Here is a 20,238-nt window from a genome sequence, read left to right on the forward strand (position 1 = left end):
ATGCGCGTCTACACGACTGACGGCCGCAGCGCGTTTCGCCGCGATGACGTGCGGTTCCGTCGCGACGAGCGCGCCGAGATGGAGCTTGTCGTGTGCCGCCCCGACCGCACGTTCCAGCGCATCGCGGGCTTCGGCGGGGCGTTCACCGAGGCGGGGGCGCACGTGTTCGCGCAGATGCCGCCCGACGAGCAGGACCGCTTCATCGCCCTGTGCTTCGGCAACGCTGACGCGGGCGGCAACGCGTACACGCTCTGCCGCACGCACATCCAGAGCTGCGACTTCGCGCTGGGCAACTACGCCTACGTGCGGCCGTTCGACCGGGCGCTGCGGTCGTTCTCCATCGAGCGCGACCGCCGGCTGCTGCTGCCGTTCATCCAGTGCGGCCTGGCTGCGAATCCGGAACTCGAGCTGCTGGCCTCGCCGTGGAGCCCGCCCGCGTTCATGAAGACGAACCGCATGATGAACGGCGGGGGCCGCCTGCGCCGCTCGTGCTACGAGGCGTGGGCGCGGCTGCTGGCGCGCTACGTGGCGGCCTATGCGCAGGAGGGCGTCCGCATCGGGCGCATGAGCGTGCAGAACGAGCCGATGGCGCGCCAGACATGGGACTCGTGCCTGTTCGAGCCCGAGGAGGAAGCTGAGTTCGCCGCCCGATTCCTGCGGCCGGCCCTCGACGACGCGGGCTTTCCCGACGTCAAGCTGCTGGCCTGGGACCACAACACCGACCGCGTGCTCGACCGCGCCGAGGCGGTGCTCGCACACCCCGGCGCGGCGGAGGCGGTGGACGGCATCGCGTTCCACTGGTACGCAGGCGACCACTTCGAGCAGGTGCGCGCCGTGGCCGAGGCCTTCCCCGGCAAGGAGCTGCTGTTCACGGAGGGATGCGTGGAGTTCTCGCGCGAAGGCATGGCCGACGCCACCCAGGAGCGCAAGGCCGAGCAGTACGCCCACGCGCTCATCGGCCACCTCGAGGCGGGGGCGCAGGGCTTCATCGACTGGAACCTGCTGCTCGACGAGCGCGGGGGCCCCAACCACGTGGGCAACTTCTGCGAGGCGCCGCTCATGTACGACCGAGAGGCGCAAAAGCTGCTTGTGAACAGGTCGTTTTACTACCTCGGGCACGTGTCGCGGTTCGTGCGTCCCGGCGCGCGGCGCTTCCTGACGTCGCGCTTCTCAAGCGATGTCGAATGCGCTGGCTTCGTGGACGCGGCGGGCGGGCGCGTGCTGGTCGTCCTCAACCGCACCGGCCGCGCCGTGCGCTTCGACGTGGCCGAGCGCCCCTGGACGGCCCGCGTCGAGGCACCCGCCCACGGCATCGTCACCTGCACCTGGACCGCCGAAGAGCTAGCTCCCGCGTTGTCATCCTGAGCGGAGCGAGCGCAGCCCTCCCTTTGTCATCCTGAGCGGAGTGAGCGCAGCGAACGGAGTCGAAGGATCCCCTGCGGCGCCAGCAGCAAGCGCCGCGGGGATGCGGCGCGGTTTTGCGTGCAGTTGGGAGCGGCTTCCCGATTGTGCGTTCAAAAAGGGCACCCGACGAGTGTTTCACGTGAAACATCCGTCGGGTGAGGGAGGTGCGCCGGGGTCGGGCTAGTTCTCGAAGTGCTCGCTGAAGCGGGCGATCTGCTTGTTCTCGCGGATGACGGCCGCGCTTTCGGGGGCCTCGACGCGCTTGAAGAAGAAGTGCACGTAGTGGGCGAACACGTAGGCCACCATCACCACCGCCACCGTCGTCTCGGCCAGCAGCAGCACGTCAAGCACGGGCGTGGGGCCCCAGCCGCTCGCATAGAAGAACGCGAGCGCCTTGCCCAGCGCCGTGGCCGTGATGACGAAGGGGAACGTCATGGCCGCGTAGCTGGGATAGAACTTGAGCCGCAGGAGCAGCGGCAGCCGCGAGAGCACCGCCACGAAGAGGAGCTGCGCCAGCACCAGCATGACGGCCACGAACACCGCGTTGGGCTCGGCCGCCGTGGCGAGGTAGCCCACGATGGACAGGCTCATCGGCGCCGTGTAGATGCAGAACAGCGGGCGCGCGGCCTCGGGCACCTCATGCTTCGCATACCGGTACGTCACCAAGCCGAGCAGCACGAGGTAGCATGCGAACCCGAACCAGAACAGCACGTGCCCAACCAGCTGCATGCCGAATGTGGGAGCGGTCGCCGAGGCCACCACGATGCCCACGTAGCAGATGAAGTAGGTGGGGAACACCTCGTGCAGCTTGAAGCGGGCGAAGAAGCGCGAGGTGAACCATCCCATGAGCGCAAGGTGCGCCACGATGGCCGCCGCCCACAGCGCCTCGGCCGCCTCGTAGGCGAAGGGCGCAAGGTAGGTGGCAAGCTGCATGAGCGTCATGAACAGGGTGGCGCTGACGCTGGCCATGATAGAGTTCTGCAGGTCGTCGCGGATCATGCCGGGGAACAGCACGATCTTCGCAGAAAGCAGGACGACGAGAAGGAGCGCCAGCACGCCGCAGAGGGCGTGGGCGATCTCGGTGTAGGGCTGCAGAAGGTTGCCCAACGCAGCCAAGCCGAGCGCGACGCCGGCTGTGGGGATGGGGACTTTTTTGATAAGTTCGCGCACGTTAACACCTTTCTGCTGGGCGCATCATAAACCCATGACGCGCGAAGGGAGGCTGCCGGGCGATGATTCACGCGAAACGCGCACGAAACACGCACGGGGCTCGCGTGACGAGTCGGGTGCCATCGGGTGCCGGCCATCCGATGCGCATGCCGCCTCCGCGAGCCGCCGCCTATTCTTCCACGCTTGAACAAGAAAGAAAACTTCTATATTATTATGAATTGATAACATGTTGTTATGATAAACGGGCGGCCCCGACGAACGGGGTGCCTGACCTGGGAGGAAGGCGAGCACATGCAGGACTTCCGCGTGGAGACGTTCCTCACGGCGTGCCGCACCATGAACTACACGCGGGCCGCCGAGGAGCTGTCCATCACCCAGCCGGCCGTCTCCCAGCACATCGCGCACCTGGAGAAGGCGTACGGCGCGCGGCTGTTCGACTACCGCAGCAAGCGTCTCGTGCTCACGGAGGCCGGCAGGCTGCTGCGCGACGCGCTGGCCACGATGGCGCACGACGAGCGGATGCTGCGCGAGCGCATGGCCAACGCGCAGTCGGGCGCGCCGGTGAGGCTGGCCGTGGGCATGACGCTCACCGCAGGCGAGCACCTGGTGGCCGCGCCGCTCGCGGACTGCCTCGTGCGCCACCCCGAGCTGCAGGCCGTCGTGCGATCCGGCGGAACGGGGGAGCTGCTCGGGCTCCTCGACGCGGGCGAGATCGATTGCGCGTTCATCGAGGGGTTCTTCGACAAGAGCGCCTACAAGTGGGATCTGCTGCGCACGGAGCGGCTCGTGTGCGTGTGCGCCCCCGGGCACGAGTTCGCGCGCGAGCCCCTCACGATCGAGGATCTGCTCGACGAGCGCCTCATCCTGCGCGAGCGGGGGTCGGGCACGCGCGCCGTGCTCGAGCATGCGCTGGCCGCGCAGAACCTCACCGTCGAAGGGTTCAAGCGCGCGAGCGTGGTGGAAAGCCTCGGCGTCATCAAGGTGTTCGTGGAGCGCGACCTGGGCATTTCGTTTCTGTACGAAGCCGCCGTGCGCCGCGAGCTTAATGCCGGCACGCTGCGCGCCGTGCCATTGGCGGGTCCGGCCATCGAGCACGGCATCGCCTTCATCCGTCTGGCGGGCAGCGTGTTCGAGAGCGAGCTGCAAGGCCTGTTCGACGAGGTGCGCGCCCTCGCAGACGAAACCGTCTGAGATTGACCCTTGACTTGGAGCGCGCTCCAAGCCGTATGATGAGCGGCGAATCCGACGAGAGGAGACCCCATGAGGCCCGAATTCGAATCCACGCCGAAGCTCGGCTTCGGCTGCATGCGCTTGCCGCTGCTCGACCCCGCCGACCAGACCAGCATCGACCTTCCGCAGCTCGAGCAGATGGTGGACGCGTTTTTGGAAGGCGGCGGCACGTACTTCGACACCGCGTTCGTCTACCACGAGGGCGCGTCGGAGAAGGCGCTCGGGAAGGCGTTGGTGGCGCGGCATCCGCGCGAGTCGTTCACCATCGCAACGAAGTGCTTGGCCTGGGCCGCCGAAAGCGCCGAGGAGGCGAAGTCCAACCTGGGCATGTCGCTTGAGCGCCTGGGCACCGACTACGTGGACTTCTACCTGCTGCACAACGTGGGCGGCGCGCGCACGGCCAAGTTCGACGAGTACGGCATGTGGAACTTCGCGCGCGAGCAGAAGGCCACCGGGCGCATCCGCAACTGGGGCTTCTCGATGCACGACGGCCCCGAGGCGCTCGACGCGCTGCTCACGGCGCACCCCGACGTCGATTTCGTGCAGCTGCAGGTGAACTACCTGGATTGGGAGAACCCGGTCACGCAGTCGCGCGCCTGCATGGAGGTGGCCGCCAAGCACGGCGTGCCCGTGGTTATCATGGAGCCCGCGCGCGGCGGACGGCTGGCCGAGCTGCCCGAGCAGGTGGCCGCGCCTTTGCGCGCGTGCCGGCCGGATATGAGCCTGGTGTCGTGGGCGTACCGCTTCTGCTACGGGTTGCCGGGCGTGCTCACGGTGCTCTCCGGCATGTCCTCGCTTGAGCAGACGCGCCAGAACATGGCCGAGCTCCAGGTGAGTGCGCCGTTCTCGCCCGAGGAGGAGCGCGCGCTCGCCGAGGCGCGCGAGCTGCTGACGGGGCTGGCCGCCGTGCCGTGCACGAACTGCCGCTACTGTGTGAAGGACTGCCCGCAGGGCGTGGCCATCCCCACCATCCTGTCGCTGCTGAATCTGGAGCTCATGACCGGCAACCGCGCTTTCGCGAAGAGCCAATACGCATGGCAGGCCGTCGCGCCCGCGTCCGCTTGCATCGCCTGCGGCGCCTGCGAGGCCATGTGCCCCCAGAGCATCGATATCGTCCACCACATGGAGACAGCCGCCGCCCACTTCGAGTGATTTTATCCATGAGTTTGAAAATCAACAAATGTTTCACGTGAAACATTTGTGCGCTTGGCGCTTTGTCATCCTGAGCGGAGGCAGCGTTCGGGGAGGACGCGGCGCTTGGGGATGACGATCTCGAGGGGGTCGAAGGCGAACAGCTCGCCCGCCGTGAGCGTCTCCTCGCAGGTGAGCGCGCCGTAGCGGCAGGTTCCCTCGCACACGCCGCAGTCACGGCAGCGCGCGGGGTCGAATTCAAGCAGCGTTCCGCCGCCCGCCGCTCGGCCGATCTTGCGCAGCGCCCCGGCGGGGCAGAACAGCGCGCACTGGGCGCAGCCGGAGCAGCGGTCGACGTCGATGGCCACGCGCGGCGCGAGCGCGCGGGGGACGATCGCGCCGTCGTCGGGCAGGCCGGCGGCGTGCAGGTCATCGAGCAGACGCCAGCGGCGCACGTCGGGCTCGGGCCGCGCGTGGGAGGCCTTGGCCTTCGCGGTGTCGATAAGCGAGGCCCCCACCTGGGAGAGCAGCGCGCGGCGCGAAGGATCGCCGGCGGCATCGGCGTCCGGCGGCGCGAGCAGCCCTTCTCCGTCCGCATTGAACGCGACGGGCAGCCCCCATGCGTCGCACACGCGCCGCGCCTCGTCCAGCGCCGCACGTACCCGCGCCTCCACGGCCGCCAGCTCGCACGACGCGCAGGCGCCGAGCAGAGCCTCGACACGCTCCGCACCCGCGCACGCCAGATGGACGAGCAGCGCCGCATCCACCCACGCAAGGCACGGCAGCACGACGACGCGCTCCCGCTCGAGCCGCAGCCCGGCGGCCGCGCGCTCGCAGGCGAACCCGGCCGTCGCGGGTTCGGGCTCCCGCGGCTCTTCCTCGCTCGCCTCGGCTGCCGCCTGCGCCCGCGCCGTAGCCCCAGCGGCGGCGACCCGCGCGAGCAGCTCCTCGTCGTCGAGCGGCGGCAGCGCCAGCAGCGCGTTCGTGGGGCACGCGGCCATGCACGCGCCGCAGCGCACGCACGCCTCGTCGTCGATGCGGGGGCCGGCGTCCTTCACCGCGTCCACCGAGCCGTAGGGCGCCTCCTCCTCCACGGCCGCCGCGCGCATGGCGACGGCCCCCACGGGACACGCGTCGGCGCAGGCGGCGCACGACGACTCGCGGTCGCGCACGCGCAGACAGCGCCCGCCGTCGAGCGCTGCCACCGGCGGGCGCTCGGCCAGGCGTTCGGCTATGGCGATCAGATCGGGCACGGCAGCCCCCTTCTCTTCTTACAGCAGCGCGAGCAGTTCGTCCACAGCCTCGGGGCGCGTGGCCCAGCTGGTGGCGAAGCGCACCACGGTGCGGCCGTCGGGCGTGAGCTCCCAGAAGCCGAACGACGCGTGCTCGGCCAGGCGCGCCTTGGTGGCGTCGTCGAGCACCACGAACTGCTGGTTGGTAGGCGAGTCCAGGTGCAGCTGGTAGCCCTTCGCGCGGAAGCCCTCGGCCAGTAGCTGCGCCAGCTCCACGGCGTGGCGGCCGGCGTTCTCATAGCGCAGCCCGCCGTCCTCCTCCTCGAACAGCACGTCGAATTGCAGCCCCAAAAAGCGCCCCTTCGCCAGTAGCGCCCCGCGCTTCTTCATGAGCGTGAAGAAGTGGTCGTCCAGCCCCGGCTTGGTGAATACCACGGCCTCGCCGCAGAAGGCGCCCACCTTCGTGCCGCCGATGTAGAACGCGTCGCACAGGCGCGCGATGTCGGGCAGCGCGACGTCGGCGCCCACGGCGGCCAGGCCGTAGCCCAATCGCGCGCCGTCCATGAACAGCCGCATGTCGAAGTCGCGGCACACCTGTGCCAATGCCTCCAGCTCGGCCAGCGAGTACACGGTGCCGTACTCGGTGGGATGCGAGATATACACAGCGCCCGGCGCCACGATGTGCTCGCGGTTCTCGTCGGCCCAGTACGCCTCGCAGTACGCACGCACCTCGGTCGCGTCCAGCTTGCCGTCGTGCTGCGGCAGCGGCAGCGTCTTGCGGCCGCACGCCTCCACGGCGCCCGCCTCGTGCGCGGTGATGTGGCCGGTGGTGGCGCTCACGATGCCCTCCCACGGCCGCAGGATCTGGTCGGCCACGGCGGCGTTCGCCTGCGTGCCTCCCACCAGGAAGTACACGGCCGCCTCCGGGCACGCGCACGCCTCGCGGATGCGCTGCCGGGCGCGCTCGCACACCTCGTCGGTGCCGTAGCCGCTCGTCTGGTCGAGGTTCGTGGCCGCAAGCCGCTCGATGATGGCCGGATGCGCGCCCTCCATGTAGTCCGAATCGAAATGAAGCACTGGTCGGTCCCTTCGCGTTCCGTTGTCTGTCGCCTCCTATAGTCGAGTATTTTGCTGCCGAACGCAAGCCGCATCTCGCCGAGCGCGCGCCAAGTGCGGAGAAATCATCCTCGGACCTGGCCATCGAGCTCACATCGCTCACGGCGTTCTTCTCGCCACAAGAACTAATAGCATAAAAGGGGGCAGGCCCTTTTTGGGACATTCCGCAAGCCGGCGAAAATCCGAATCGCCGACTTCCGAAAATCCGAATTTCTCAACCGTGAAAATCCGTACTTTCCATTCGTGATTTTCCGAATAGGCAGCCGCTAGGCCCCAAGCGCTCTCAGAGGAATGACGTATACACCCTCCTCCGTCTTGCGGGCGTATTCGCCCAGCCCCACTATCACAGCGAGGAACTCGGGCTCGCGTGTACGTGCACTCGGGTTCTTAAGCAGCTTCGCGCGCAGCCGCTCTAGGCTCTCGACGCCCTCGGGAACCTTGTCCTCGCTCACTTTGAACTCGAGCGCTGCCCAACGACCGTCGGCCAGCTCGATGATCGCATCGGCTTCAAGTCCCGAGTCGTCCCGATAGTAGCGCACGGGCGTCATGCCGACGTTTGGAAGCGCCCGCGCATACACGAGCACGTCGCGCATGCAAAGGTTCTCGAAGATGAGGCCGAACGTCTGCCAATCTTCAAGGAGCGCCTCGGGCGTCATTCCGAGCGCTGCGGCAGCGAGCGATGGGTCGGCGAAGTAGCGCTTCTCCTTCAACTGCACGCGTTTCGGCGAGCGCGCGGGCGGAACCCAGCCTTTCACGCCCTCGATCAAATAGAGCGATCGAAGCATCTCGAGGTAACCAGTGATGGCCTTGTCGCTTGCCAAACCCTCGGGATCCTCCTCGCCGCCGTACATATCGAGTCGCAAGGTCTGATACGTGGCAGCCTGGCACAGGTTCCGCGCAAGCGACGCGATCAACCTTTCAGCCATGTCGCTGCTCTTCCCGAGGGTGGGTGCGCTCTCTTCCAGAATCGTGCGCAGATACTCGCGTGCGATGGTCTGCGCCTTGTCGACAGGCGCGTCGATCGCCTCGGGCCAGCCGCCGCGGCAGGCCATATCCAGCAGCGCCCGCGTGTCGACATCGACTTTCTGCCGGGAGAACTCGCCCCTGAACAAGCCTGCGAGAGAGACGGCTGCGCTCGATTCGCCCGACTCGGCTAAGCTCATCGGCAGCATGCGAATGCGCCCGATGCGGCCGGCCCCGCTGTGGGCGGGCTTATCTTCCTTCTTGCGAGGGGTGGACGAGCCGGTGAGAATCCACAGCCCCTTCTTGCCAGCCGCGTCGTCCACGGCGTGCCTGACAACGTCCCAAAGAGCGGGGACGCGCTGCCATTCGTCTATGACGTGCGGCTCGTCGCCTATGAGCATCAGGGAGGGGTCGGCTTTTGCAAGCGCCAGGTTGTTCCCTCGGTCGACGTAGCTGATGCTGGCAGCATGCGCGCGCGAGGTCCACGTTTTGCCGCACCACTTCGTGCCCGCAATCTCCACGGCGCCGAAAATGTCAAGGAACCGGTCAACCTCCGCATCGACGATTCGCGGACGGTACCCAGCTGGCTTGATGACGTCGGCCATATCGCCTCCCTTTCGCAAGCGCCTTTTAAAAGGGAGTATAGCAGGTTTGGCGAAAATCCGAATAGATGAAGTACGATTTTCCGAACTTCATAAGAAAGAAAATCCGAATTATTCATTTCGTATTTTCCGAGCCCCTAGGGTTGTGCACTAGTCAGTATGAGTGCGCAGCAGAGGCGTTTTGAGGGAGCGAATCAGCCCAATTCGCCGTTTTCTCGCTTCTCCATAAGGTATTCGCGAAAGTAGGGGAGTTCGAATGCCACCACGCCGCGCCCTTGTTGCCCGATGACGCCTGCTTCGATAAGTCGTTTGCGATACTGTGCAACCTGTGCCGAAGATCGGTTGAGGCGGGCTACGAGGTCGGCGATTCGACTCTCCCGCTCGTCTTGGAGCATGGCACTCGCAAAGCGTACGTCTTCTGGCGACAGCTCGCGGAACGTCGCCTCGAGAATGCGCGCCCGCAACTCTTCGCGCGCCACTGCGATGCCGCGATGGAAGTCTGCAGACGAAATACACTTGCTTTCAGGATTCGCGTCCCATGAGCGGTATCCCACAAGCTGCATCAGGAACGGGAATCCGCCGATTGCCTCGGTTGCGAGCTTCAGCCCTTCAACGTCGGCGCTGCGGCCGTTTTCCTGTATGGTTTTCAGGAGGGCATCCTCGATTTCGAAGTCGGCGATGCGGCCAAGTTGGGTTTGGGCACGTCTGAGGAAAGAGACCGTCTTGTTGCTGAGGAGTGCTGATATGTGATGGGGGAGGCCCGCCATGAGCAGAGCGACTTTGCGTCCTTCGCGTACAAAATGCTGGTAAACAGCGGCAAGCTGGATCATTTCATCAAGCTCGACATCAACCTCATCGACGGTGATCAAAAGACCTGCACCGCAGGTCTCCAGCTGGACGAGCAGATCTTCCATGCGTGAGCGCCAATTGCCAGCTGGCCGGCTCTTCTCCTCGAATCGAATGTCGATCACTTGCGGGATACCTATTCCTGCAAGGCTAGGTCCGTTTTCGGTGTCGATCAGATGGGCCGCCTGTTTGCGAACGCGTATCTCGATATCGTCAAGCATGCCGGGAAGGGCGGTAACGCTAGCTGTGATCCATCCGCGCTCCTCGGCCTTGTGGGCGAGCAGGGTGAGCAAAGTTGTTTTTCCCGTGCCTCTGGCGCCGGAGATGATCGTAGTGAGCTCCGGTTTGCGCTGTTCGCTGCGAAAAGCCCGGACAAGATTGTCGACCACCAGCTTTCTCCCGGCAAGATGAGCGGGAGCTTCGCCAAAGCTTGGTGTGAAAGGATTCTCCACGCTGCCCATAATCAACCCAGCCAATTTTCTCTCAGTAGTTCTAAGTTTCTCTAAGTTATTCTAAGTTTCTCTTAAATCGTAAAGAAATGCAAGGCTTCTTGACTATGCGAACGAGGCAACGATGGCTCTGCAGGATATCGGAAGCCCGATAGGTGATCACGAGTTGGGAAAACGCCGAGGTCTCGTCACAGGCGAGGCGTTGAAGTGCTCCTTGAGCCGTCGTTGCCTCGAAAAAGTTGTCCGACGGCGGTGAATGGCAAAAAGGGGACTGTCCCCTTTTATGCCAAAGCGTCCCAAACGGGGACAGTCCCCGTTTGGGACAGTTCGACTTCCTAGGGACGGCGGCGGATGCGGACGGTGACGACGATGGCGGCCGCTGCGGCTGAGGCGCACACAACCAGCAAAATCCAGGGCAACGGGAAGTCGCCGGTGCGCACGAGGGCCTTGGGGTGCGCGGGGTCGCCGGACGTCGGGACGGTCGGATTCGGGTCGGGACCGGGAGTCGGGCCAGGGCCGGGATCCGGCTCGGCCGCGCGCTCGGCATTGCCGTACAGCACGACGGATCCGGTGCTGCCTGCGGGGATGGTCGTCTCGGCCTTCTGCGTGAACTGCCAATCGGCGTACCAGGCGTTCGAGCCGGGCACGGCATCCTCGAACAGGGGCGGCTCAAGTTTCACCTCGTCGAGCACTGTGTACGTGAGCGGGTTGCCGGCCGGGTTCGTCCCCCAGAACGAGGCGTAGTAGATGGGGTATTCCACGAGCGACCACTTGGCGTGCAGCGTGAGGTCGTCGAGCACGCCCTGCGGGATGCAGTCGATGGGCTGCGTGAAGTCGGGGTCGAGGAACCAGCCCTCGAACGCGTAGCCCGCCCGCGTCGCCGGCAGCAGGCTCACGGCGCTGCTGTCGTGCGTGAGTACGGTGGGGTTGGCGGGGTGGTTCTCGCCGCCGTTCAGCTCGTAGGAGACGGTGCGCTCGATCTGGCTCCACTTGCTGAACACGACGGCATCGCCCACCAGGTTCCGCAGGTTTTCGTGGGTGAGCGGGGTCGAGAGCGCCTCGTCGAGGTACCAGCCCTCGAACGTCTGGCCCACCATGTCGATCTCCGGGCTGGGCAGCTCCATGGCCTGCGTGAACGCGCGCTTCAGGTCGGGCAGCTTGTCGCCGTCCACGTCGAAGTCCAGCATGCGGGCCTTGCGCGAGATATCGACGGTGCCGTAGTTGATGAAGAGCGTGGCCGTGGTGAACACGTGCGTGGTGTTACCGTCGGAGGGTTTGTAGGTGGCTTCCACCTGGAACACCTTCGGTTCATTCGCGCCTATTCGCCAAGGGGTGTTTTTCGTGTCGTCCGAAGGGCAGTTGTTCTCATAGAGAACTTCCCCGTCGCCGTTCAGTTGTGCGGTGTTGTAGGCCTGTCCCTGCTCCAGCTTCTTGGCGGTTGGGTTGTAGGCCTTCACGGTCAAGGACTGGATCTCGCCGATGCAGGGATTGCCGTCGGCGTCCGTCACCTTGACTTTCAGATCGAAGGTGTCCCCGTAATCGCAGAACACCTCGTCGCCGTGCTGCACCACCGTGCTCCCCGTCACCTCGAACGAGATGTTAGGCACCAGCTTCCCCGCATCGCTCTGGTCGGAGGCGGCGTCCACCCTGAGCGTTGCCGGGTTCGACAGGGCCGCCTGGTTCGGGATGGCGGATGCGTCGAGCACCTCCACGCGGTAGCGATGCTTGTCGTAGCCGCTCTTCGTGACGTTCTCGAGGGTCAAGGTCTTGCCGGTCTTGCCGACCAGCTTCTTCCACGTGGCGTAATACTCATCGCTCTCGGTGTCCAGCTCGTACCACTGGTAAGCCAGCTGCCCGCCCGCCTGGGGCGTCGCCTCCACGGTGAACGCAGCCGTTCCGCCTTCCTTCACGTTGAGGTTCGCCGGGTGCGCGGTGATGGCGGGCGCGCCGGGCCCGTTCGTGTAGCCGGAGACGGCCGGGCCCAAGACGCTCGGATTGCTCCCGCTCTGGGAGGCATACGATTGGAACTTGATCTGCTGCTCTTCGCCCGCCACCCCGCGCGTCGTGTAGTTATTCGTCGTGCCGAGCACCGAACCCGTGACGTTCCACGTGCCCTGCGTGCTGGGGGTGGCGATGCCGTATTGCTCGGCTGGCCGCGTGGTGTCGTTGCTCCACGCCCAGACGATGTCGGTGCCTTGGGTGCTGTAGGGAACCGCCCAGCGCGGCAGGCTCCTCGGGGCGCTGTCCGGCCCCGTGCCTGTTACCAGGTATCCGATGACGAACGGGTGGCTCGCCAAGGCATCGGTCTGCCACACCGCCATCTGCACGCTGTGGCCGTAGGAGTCGCAGCCCTTGGGCAGCGGCGGGAGGCTGGTCGAGAACGTCTCGCCGGTGGCGGTGGACGTCGTCCAGTTTCCGCCGCCCACGATGTCCACGTCCCAGCCGCCGGTGATGGAGCCCCTCATGGCGCCGAACAACGACGTTTCGACGGCGATGCTCGCGGACAGGCCGCCTCCCAGCGCGAGCTCGAACCCATGGGTGAACCCGGACGAATCCGTCACGCTCGCCTCGGCGGTGACGGAGCCGCCTTCCGCCGTGACATCGAGGAGCTGGCTGGTGGCAAGCGCCTTCGTGCCGTCTTCCTCATGCACCTTCGGCAGGCTGTCCGCGTTCGCGGGATACGTGGTGGGGTCGCCCGGCTGGTGGGGGAACAAGTCCTTCATCTCGATACGATCGTCCTTGCTGCGCCACCTTTCGCACAAGGCGTTGTACTTCTGCACCGTGAGCATGCTCAGGGCGGGCGCGTGCGTGCTGATCACCTTGAAAGGCACGGTGCAATCGCCCACGCTCTGCCCCACCATGCTCGGGTCCCATTCCTTCGTCGGGTCGACCATCTTGGCGAGCTTGTTGTATTGATCGAGGTATTCCTCGGTCACGATGAACTTCGGCACGTACACGTCGTACTCGTACACCACCACGGGCGTGGCCTGGCACACCACCATGTCGCGCCCGGCCTGCTCCGTGTAGGTGAGCGACCGGCTCACCTCGTGCTCTTGGGTGTAGCTTCCTATGTAGCTCGCCGCGACGTGGAAGTCGAAGCCGCCGCCCCCAAGAATGTTGGTGCCGAAGAAGCCCGAGCCCACCAGCAACTCGGCCGCTACGTTGAAGCTGCCTCCCACCTGCCAGCTTCCGCCGCTTCCGCTCGCGGTGGTTTGGTTGATGCCGAACGACGTGGAGCCGATGGCGTAGTCGCCGCCCTGCAGCTCGCTCCAGTAAGGCGCGCCGCCCAGCACGGCGAGGGGCGTGGGCGCGCTCCAACCGTAGCTCTTGGACTTCAGCTGGAACTGGTACGCGTTGGTCTTGTTGACCTCGCACCGCGCCAAGGTGAGGAACGTGCCGTTGTCGCGGGTGTCCTTGTTCTCGAGGTAGCCGAGGTCGGTGTCGTGGGCGACGAGCGTGTCGTTGTTGGAGTAGATCCAGCGCACATCGTAGGTCAGCCGGTAGTTGACCACGGGGTCGATCGCGCCGCTCTGCACGATTATCTGCTCGGTGCCCACGTTCATCTTCGCGAAGTTCCCGCTCACGGCCTTCTTTATGAAGTGGTTGCGGCCGCCCGTGAGGCTCATCTTGAATTGCTTGGCGAATGCGCCGTTCCTGAACAGGTCGGCCTCGCTTTTGCCTGCTGCCGGGGAGTCGGCGGAGAGCGTGAACACGACCCCCTCCACGAACAGGGCATTTTTCTGGTTGCGGAGGAACTTGCCCGTGGCTGTTGCGGCGGGCTCGCACATCTCGTAGTCGACGTACACGTCTTCGATGGCTTCGACTTCCTTCGGCTGGTCCCAGACGGGTTGGTAGCCGCGGGAGGAGTCGTAGGTGAACATTTGCACGAGGTTCTTCTTCGAGTTCATCCTGCCTGCGTGATCGCTTTTGCCGTAGCCTTCGTTGCAATGGCCGGCCACCACCAGCTCGGGCACGCCGTTTTCGTTGAGGTCGGTTTGAAGGGCCGAGGCGAACCGCATCCGATGGTTGCCGGACGTCATCTCGCATTCGAACGCCTTCTTCAATTCGCCTGGAGCGCCGCCGGTCGAGTAGATGAACATCATGGGGTCGTGCTTCTGGCTGGAAGATCCGAAATCGTTCGAGCGGGGATAGCTCACGTTGATCACCAGATCGTCGTAGCCGTCGTGGGAGAACGTGGACAGGTGCACGATGGGCCTGCGCCAGTCTTCGGAGGGGAGGAAGAAACGACTGTCCATGTCGGCGAGGGGGATATTCTGCTTCAGGTGAAGACCATTTTCGTCGAGTTCGTAGATGAGGAGGGACGGGTACCGGAGGGGGACCGCCGGCGCGGGGCAGTACACCGCAAGTTGCTGGTTGCCGTTGTCCGTGTGGTAGAAGTTGCCGGCGGCCATGGCCGTCAACCCCAGGGAGCCCTCCTGCTCGATGTTCGAAACCAGGTCGGGAGCGTTGGCCAGATAGTTGTACACCGCCGCGACCTTCGCAGGCGATTTGCCGCTTTCGTAGCGGCGGACGAAAATCTCCTGCTTGCTATTGCGATCGCCTATCGTGTCGGGGAAGGTGCCCGTATAGAGCGTGTTCTCCACGATGAAGTCCTCGCCGTTGTATTTGAGCGGGATGGCGTCGTTTGCGTGGTATTGGAAGCGCTTCCAGTCGTTGGTGATGGAATGCGAAGAGCCGATGGACTTCTTGAGCATGCTGTCGAGCCCGTCGCCGGAGTTCACCAGATAATCGAGGCTGTCGGCGACGGCGGTCATGCCGGTGTCGCTTTCGTTCTTGTTCACGTAGCCGATGAACAGGTTCTGCGGGTCGAGGCTTTTGTAGCCCGAGAGCGGGTCGGTGGAGGTGTCGTCGTTGAAGTCCGTCGGCACGTTCGCGGTGTCGATGCCGAAGTCCTTGTACGCGGACGGGTCGTCGAAGTAGTTGGCCTGGGAGGTGGAGGGGGCGGCCGCTGCCGCCGTGCCGTCGACGGCGGGGAGGGCCTCGGGGTCAACGGTGCCGTCGACGGCGGGGAGGGCCTCGGGGTCAACGGCCGCGTCGTCGTCCGCCCACGCGCGCGGCAGGGGCATGAGGGTGAAGGCCAAGACCAGGGACAGCAGCACGTTCGCAGGTGCGCAGGCGGCGCGGCGGATGGTGTTCATGAAACGCTCCTCGGCATCGTGAGGGGAATAACCCAACGTACCGCTTGACTATATCGCCCGCCAAGGCTCCGCGCCATCGTACCGTATGAAGTTTTGTCGCTTCCCCTTCAGCCCTTCTCCGAAAAAAGGCGGCAGCGCACGGGCACTTGCTCTATAGTGGAGAACGTGCCGAGCCTATGGGGAGCAAGGGGGTGTGATGGACGCAGGGAGGTTCGCGGCGGAGGCGGTTTCAGCGGCCGCGCCGCGTGCGGCGCTCATGCGGCGGCTGGACGAGGCCAGCGCCACGCGCATCGTGTTCATCGAGGCCCCGGCCGGGTTCGGCAAGACGGTGTCCGCGCGCCTATGGCTGGCGGGGCGCAACGTGAACGCGCGTTGGCTGTCGCTCGATGCCTACGATGACGCGCCCGCTCCGTTCTACCAGCAGCTCTGCGCAGCCGTCGCCAGCGCCGAGGAAGACGGCCCTGGCGCCGCCGCCTCTGCCGCCCCTGCCGACCCCGCCGCGTTCGCCGCCTCGCCCATCGAGCACGCCATGATGCTGGCCCGGACGCTTCCCGAGGAGGGCCCCGCCACCACGTTCGTGCTGGACGACTTCCATTGCATCGCGAACCGCGACCTGGTGCAATCGCTGCCGGCCTTCATCCGCCGGCTGCCGAGGCGCCTGCGCTTCCTCGTGCTCAGCCGCAGCGCCATGCCGACGCCGTTTCTGGACAAGCAGGTGCAGGACGAGGGCGTGGCCTGCGTGCGGGCCGACGAGCTGCTGTTCACGGCCGCGGAAATCCGCTCGTTTTTCGCAGTGCGCGGCCGCGAGCTGGCCGACGGGCAGGCCGAGGCGCTGCGCGAGGCGACGGGCGGCTGGGCGTTCGCCGTTGCGGCCATCGCGGCGGGCGACATGGTGGCCGACGGCGGCCGCACGGACGAGGCCTCCATCGCGCCGTTCCTCACCGCGCACGTGTGGAGCGCGCTCGACGAGCCCACGCGCGACATGCTCGTGCGCGCGTCGGTGGTGTCCGATTTCACACCGCCGCTGTTCGCCCTGCTCACCGGATGCGACGACGCGCAAGCCGCCATCGACGACCTCATGCGCCGCGGACTGTTCCTCTCGCGCATCGGCGTCGCGCGCGAGGGCGAGGGCGCGCGCTACCGCTTCCACGCGGTGTTCCTCGATTACCTGCGGCGGCGTGCCGAGCTGGCGCATGTGGACGCGAAGGGCCTCAGCCGCACGGCCGCGCGCTACTACCACGGCGTGGGCGACGCGTACACGGCGCGGCGCTACGCGGTGCAGGGCGGCGACATGCGCCTGCTCAAGGCCCAGATTCTGGAGGAACTGCAATACGGCACGTCGCGCAACAACCGCTCCATCGCCGCCTACGTGGACGACTTCCACCGCTCGCTGGCCAACCTGCCGGCCGACGCCCTCGAGCGCTACCCGTTCCTGTACATCTCGCTCGTGTGGTACCGCTACCTCACGGGCGACCGCCCCGGCACCGAGGCCGCGCTCGACGCGCTGCACGCGCGGCTGCCCAAGATCGCGCTGCGCTACCCGCGGTTCTTCCAGGCGGCCGTCACCGTGGAGCTCATCGATCCGCGCACCTCGCTGGCGTCGCTGGCCGTGCGGCTGGAGAAGCTGCCGAAGCTGCCGTTTCGGCGCACCGGCCAGCAGATGGCTTCCATCACCATCAACCTGCCGTTCGCGCACCGGTGCCTGCGCGATTTCAGCGAGTTCGTGCTCATGCCGTCGTTCGAGCGGCTTGAGCGCACGGTGGGGGCGGTGTTCAGCGAGTACTTCGCCGCGGCGTTGGCGGCGTGCGAGGCCGGGTTCGCCCTGGAGCGGGCCGAGTTCGCGCGCGCCGACGAGCTGGCGCTGCGCGCGTATCGCACGTACCTGGGGCCGTCGTCGTCCGAGGAGGCGCTGTTCGTGGTGGCCTCTCTGCAGATGAGCGCCGCCTTCGCGTCCGGCGACGACGAGGGTGTGGCGCGCGAGGCCGCGAACATCGAGCAGCTCATGGCCATGCGCGAGGCGCAGTTCTTGGAGCCGAACTACCTGGCGCTGCGCACCGACCAGGCCCTGCGCTCGGGCGACGCGGCCGCCGCCGAGACGTGGCTCTCGCACTACTTCGTGCGCGACGAGGGCACGCTCATGCTGTTCCGCATGGTCACGTACCTCACCACCGTGCGCGCCTACGTGGCGCTCGGCCGCAACGAGGCCGCCGCCGACCTGGCCGCGCGCGTGGCCGAGTTGGCGCGCTCGTTCGCGCGCACCATCGACGAGGCCGAGGCGTGCACGCTGGGGGCCATCGCCCAGTACCGCGCCGGCGCGATGGAGGCGTCCGACGCGCTCATCGACCGCGCCGTGGAGCTGCTCGAGCCCTACGGTTTCGTGGCGACGCTGGCCATGGAGGGCACGGCCGCCGCCCCGCTGGTCAAGCGCGCGAAAGCCCGTTGGTTGCGCAAGGCCGGGGACGCCGACAGCGCGAGCGCCGAGGACGAGCGCGTGCGCTACCTCAACCGCGTGTCCATCGCGTTGCAGGAGCAGGCATCGCGCCGCAGCGGTCTGCCCGGCGACGTCCCCGCCAAGCTGAAGCTGTCCAAGCAGCAGGCCCGTATGCTGGAACTGCTGGCGCGCGGCTGCACGAACGCCGAGATAGTGCAGATCACCGGCCTGTCCCTCTCCACCGTGAAAACCCACACCGCCAACGCCTACCGCAAGCTCAACGCCCACACCGCCGAGGAAGCCGTCCTGGAAGCCCGCCGCCGAGGCCTGATCGGATAAATGGCATAAAAGGGGACTGTCCCCTTTTGGAGCGAAGATCGTCGGTTGTTAGAGTGCGCGTGTCCCAAACGGGGACAGTCCCCATTTGGGACATTTCGTCTTACGGCTCGACGATGTTGAAGAAGAACTCGTAGGTTACCAGGTGCTCGGTGAGCTTCTTGAGGATGTCGGGGTCGCCTTCCACCTGGATGGACTTCGCCTGGGCCTCCTCGTCGCGGCTGAGGATGGCGAACATGCCGATGCGCGGCAGCGTGAGCGTGGCGTCGGCGTCGTCCGCCTGCACGCCGCGCTCGTAGAGCACGACGCCCGCGCGCATGGTGAGCAGGTAGGGGTCGTCGTCGGTGAAAGCCAGGTTCACCTTGAGGTTCGTGTCCTGCGCGGCGGTGGAGTCCGTCATGATGCCGAGGTTGTCCAGCATCATGCTGGCGGTCATGGCACGCTGCAGGTCGGACGAGCCGGTGGCGCGGTACTTCGGGTCGGCGTCCACGCCGTCGCGCAGCTCCTTGGCGCCGGTGAGGTAGGCGTTGCGCCACGGGCCCGACTCGGCGATGTAGCCCAGCTGTTCGAGCGCGTCGGCGCACAGAAGGCGCGCGGCCTGATTCGTCGGGTCGGCGAACACGATGAGGTTCGTCACCTGCGCCACCCACTGGTATTCGCCGGCCTCGAAGTCCTGCGCGGCGCGGGCCAGCACGGCGTCCACGTCGCCGAAGTATTCCACGAACTTCTTGGCCGCGTCCACCGGCGGCAGGGGGTTCAGGTTCACGGGGTTCGCGTCGTACCAGCCCATGTACTTCTGGTAGACCGCCTTCGCGTTGTGGCGCACGGTGCCGTAGTACTGGCGCGTGTACCAGTTCTTCTCCAGGTCGGCGGGCAGCTGGATCATGTCGGCGATCTCGGTGGACGTGTAGCCCTGGTTCAGGTACATGAGCGTCTGGCCGGCGATGAACTTGTACATGGCGGCCGTGTTCTCCAGGTACTCGTTCACGAAGTCGTTGCCCCAGTGCGGCCAGTTGTGCGACTGGAACGTCACCTCGGCCTGCGCCCCGTAGCGCGCCTTGGCCTCCATGAGGTAGTTCGCCCAGGCGTTGCCGTCGCGCACCTCAGCACCCCGCAGCGTGTACAGGTTGTGAAGCGTGCCCGTGCAGTTCTCGGCCACCCACAGCGCCTTGAACTGGGGAAGCCACGTGTTCATCTCGGCCGGGGCCTCGGTGCCGGGCGTCATCTGGAACTCCAGGGTAACGCCGTCGATGGTGCGGACGTCGCCCGTGGCGGTGATGACGTCGTTCGGCGCGATGTAGGACGTGGTGCCCTTCGACTGGCCCATGCCGATGCCGATGCAGAGGCTGCCCTGCGCGCCGGGCTCGAGCATGGTGCCGTACTGGTAGGCAGCGCGGCGGCCCACCGCGTTGCCGGCGTACACGCTCTCGGACACGGCGTGCTCCACGAAGTGCTCCGGCACGATGATGGGGATGCTGCGCGCGGCCACCTCCTCCTCGGACACGATGCCCTTGATGCCGCCGAAGTGGTCGATGTGCGTGTGGCTGATGATGACGCCCATGACGGGGCGCTCGCCTAGGTGCTCGGTCACCAGCTGGAACGCGGCGCGCGAGCACTCCACGCTCATGAGCGGGTCGAACACGATCCAGCCGGTGTCGCCGCGCACGAACGTGATGTTGGTCATGTCGTAGCCGCGCACCTGGTAGATGCCGTCCACCACCTCGAACAGGCCGAACAGGTGGTTGAGCTGCGTATTGCGCCAGAGGCTGGGGTTGGCGGTGTCGGGCGCCTCTGCGGGCTGGCCGTCCGCGCCGTCGAGGAACGCGTAGGCCTTCTGGCTCCACACGAGCTTGCCGGCGTCGTCGGTGATCTCGAGCGCCTCGGGGGCCGCGATGAGGTTGCGGCTGGCGAAGTCGCGCTCGCGTTCGTCGTCGAAGTCGAGCAGCGCGTACACGGCCTGGTTGGCGGCGGCCGTGGGGTCGGTGGCGGGCTTGGGGTCGGCGTTCAGGCTGGCCAGGGCGTCGCTTGTGGGAGCGGGGGAGTCGCCCGCTGCGCCTGGGTCGCCCGCGCAGCCGCAGAGCGCGGCCCCGGCGGCCACGAGCGCCCCCGTGGCGAACGTGCCGGTGATGAACGTGCGCCGGTCGAGGTTGTGGTTGCAGGTCATAGCGT

General features: G+C 66.3%; 11 protein-coding genes. 4 read left to right on the top strand and 7 right to left on the bottom strand.

Annotated features, from left to right (window positions below; genetic code table 11):
* A complete protein-coding gene (locus FX134_RS10545; protein ID WP_080801480.1) occupies window positions 1-1,365 on the top strand; it encodes a glycoside hydrolase family 30 protein in 1,365 nt (454 codons plus the stop codon).
* Window positions 1,366-1,584: 219 nt separating this feature from the next.
* Here FX134_RS10545 and FX134_RS10550 read toward each other — a convergent pair whose 3' ends face one another.
* Window positions 1,585-2,574 carry a TDT family transporter gene (locus FX134_RS10550; protein ID WP_080801483.1) on the bottom strand — a complete coding sequence of 330 codons (990 nt, stop codon included), beginning with the start codon at window positions 2,572-2,574 and terminating at the stop codon, window positions 1,585-1,587.
* A gap of 291 nt (window positions 2,575-2,865) precedes the next feature.
* On the opposite strand from FX134_RS10550, the gene FX134_RS10555 reads away from it, so the two are divergent.
* Both FX134_RS10555 and FX134_RS10560 read left to right on the top strand, forming a co-directional pair.
* A complete protein-coding gene (locus FX134_RS10555) occupies window positions 2,866-3,765 on the top strand; it encodes a LysR family transcriptional regulator (RefSeq protein WP_080801486.1) in 900 nt (299 codons plus the stop codon).
* Between the two features lie 69 nt (window positions 3,766-3,834).
* Window positions 3,835-4,956, top strand: coding sequence for an aldo/keto reductase (locus FX134_RS10560; protein ID WP_080801488.1), 1,122 nt, complete (start codon window positions 3,835-3,837; stop codon window positions 4,954-4,956).
* Between the two features lie 65 nt (window positions 4,957-5,021).
* Here FX134_RS10560 and FX134_RS10565 read toward each other — a convergent pair whose 3' ends face one another.
* The 5 genes from FX134_RS10565 to FX134_RS10585 form a co-directional block, all read right to left on the bottom strand.
* Window positions 5,022-6,188 carry a 4Fe-4S binding protein gene (locus FX134_RS10565; RefSeq protein WP_080801491.1) on the bottom strand — a complete coding sequence of 389 codons (1,167 nt, stop codon included), beginning with the start codon at window positions 6,186-6,188 and terminating at the stop codon, window positions 5,022-5,024.
* 18 nt (window positions 6,189-6,206) lie between these two features.
* Window positions 6,207-7,244 carry a threonine aldolase family protein gene (locus FX134_RS10570; protein ID WP_080801493.1) on the bottom strand — a complete coding sequence of 346 codons (1,038 nt, stop codon included), beginning with the start codon at window positions 7,242-7,244 and terminating at the stop codon, window positions 6,207-6,209.
* A 305-nt stretch (window positions 7,245-7,549) separates the two neighbouring features.
* The gene (locus FX134_RS10575) at window positions 7,550-8,851 is read right to left on the bottom strand and encodes an ATP-binding protein (RefSeq protein ID WP_080801495.1); all 1,302 of its coding nucleotides are present in this window, start codon (window positions 8,849-8,851) and stop codon (window positions 7,550-7,552) included.
* Window positions 8,852-9,042: 191 nt separating this feature from the next.
* Window positions 9,043-10,155: an AAA family ATPase gene (locus tag FX134_RS10580; RefSeq protein ID WP_080801496.1), complete on the bottom strand. Its 1,113-nt coding sequence runs from the start codon at window positions 10,153-10,155 to the stop codon at window positions 9,043-9,045.
* Window positions 10,156-10,478: 323 nt separating this feature from the next.
* Window positions 10,479-15,302, bottom strand: a complete 4,824-nt coding sequence (locus FX134_RS10585) for an InlB B-repeat-containing protein (protein WP_080801499.1) — start codon at window positions 15,300-15,302, stop codon at window positions 10,479-10,481.
* 196 nt (window positions 15,303-15,498) lie between these two features.
* Between FX134_RS10585 and FX134_RS10590 the strand changes: the two genes are divergently transcribed.
* Window positions 15,499-18,072 (top strand): LuxR C-terminal-related transcriptional regulator, encoded by a 2,574-nt coding sequence (locus tag FX134_RS10590; protein ID WP_080801502.1) that lies wholly within the window; start codon window positions 15,499-15,501, stop codon window positions 18,070-18,072.
* A 100-nt stretch (window positions 18,073-18,172) separates the two neighbouring features.
* On the opposite strand, the gene FX134_RS10595 is transcribed toward FX134_RS10590, so the two are convergent.
* Window positions 18,173-20,233, bottom strand: a complete 2,061-nt coding sequence (locus tag FX134_RS10595) for an alkyl/aryl-sulfatase (RefSeq protein WP_080801504.1) — start codon at window positions 20,231-20,233, stop codon at window positions 18,173-18,175.
* Between the last annotated feature and the right edge of the window lie 5 nt (window positions 20,234-20,238).

The organism is Arabiibacter massiliensis, from assembly GCF_902386925.1.
Lineage (GTDB): Bacteria > Actinomycetota > Coriobacteriia > Coriobacteriales > Eggerthellaceae > Arabiibacter > Arabiibacter massiliensis.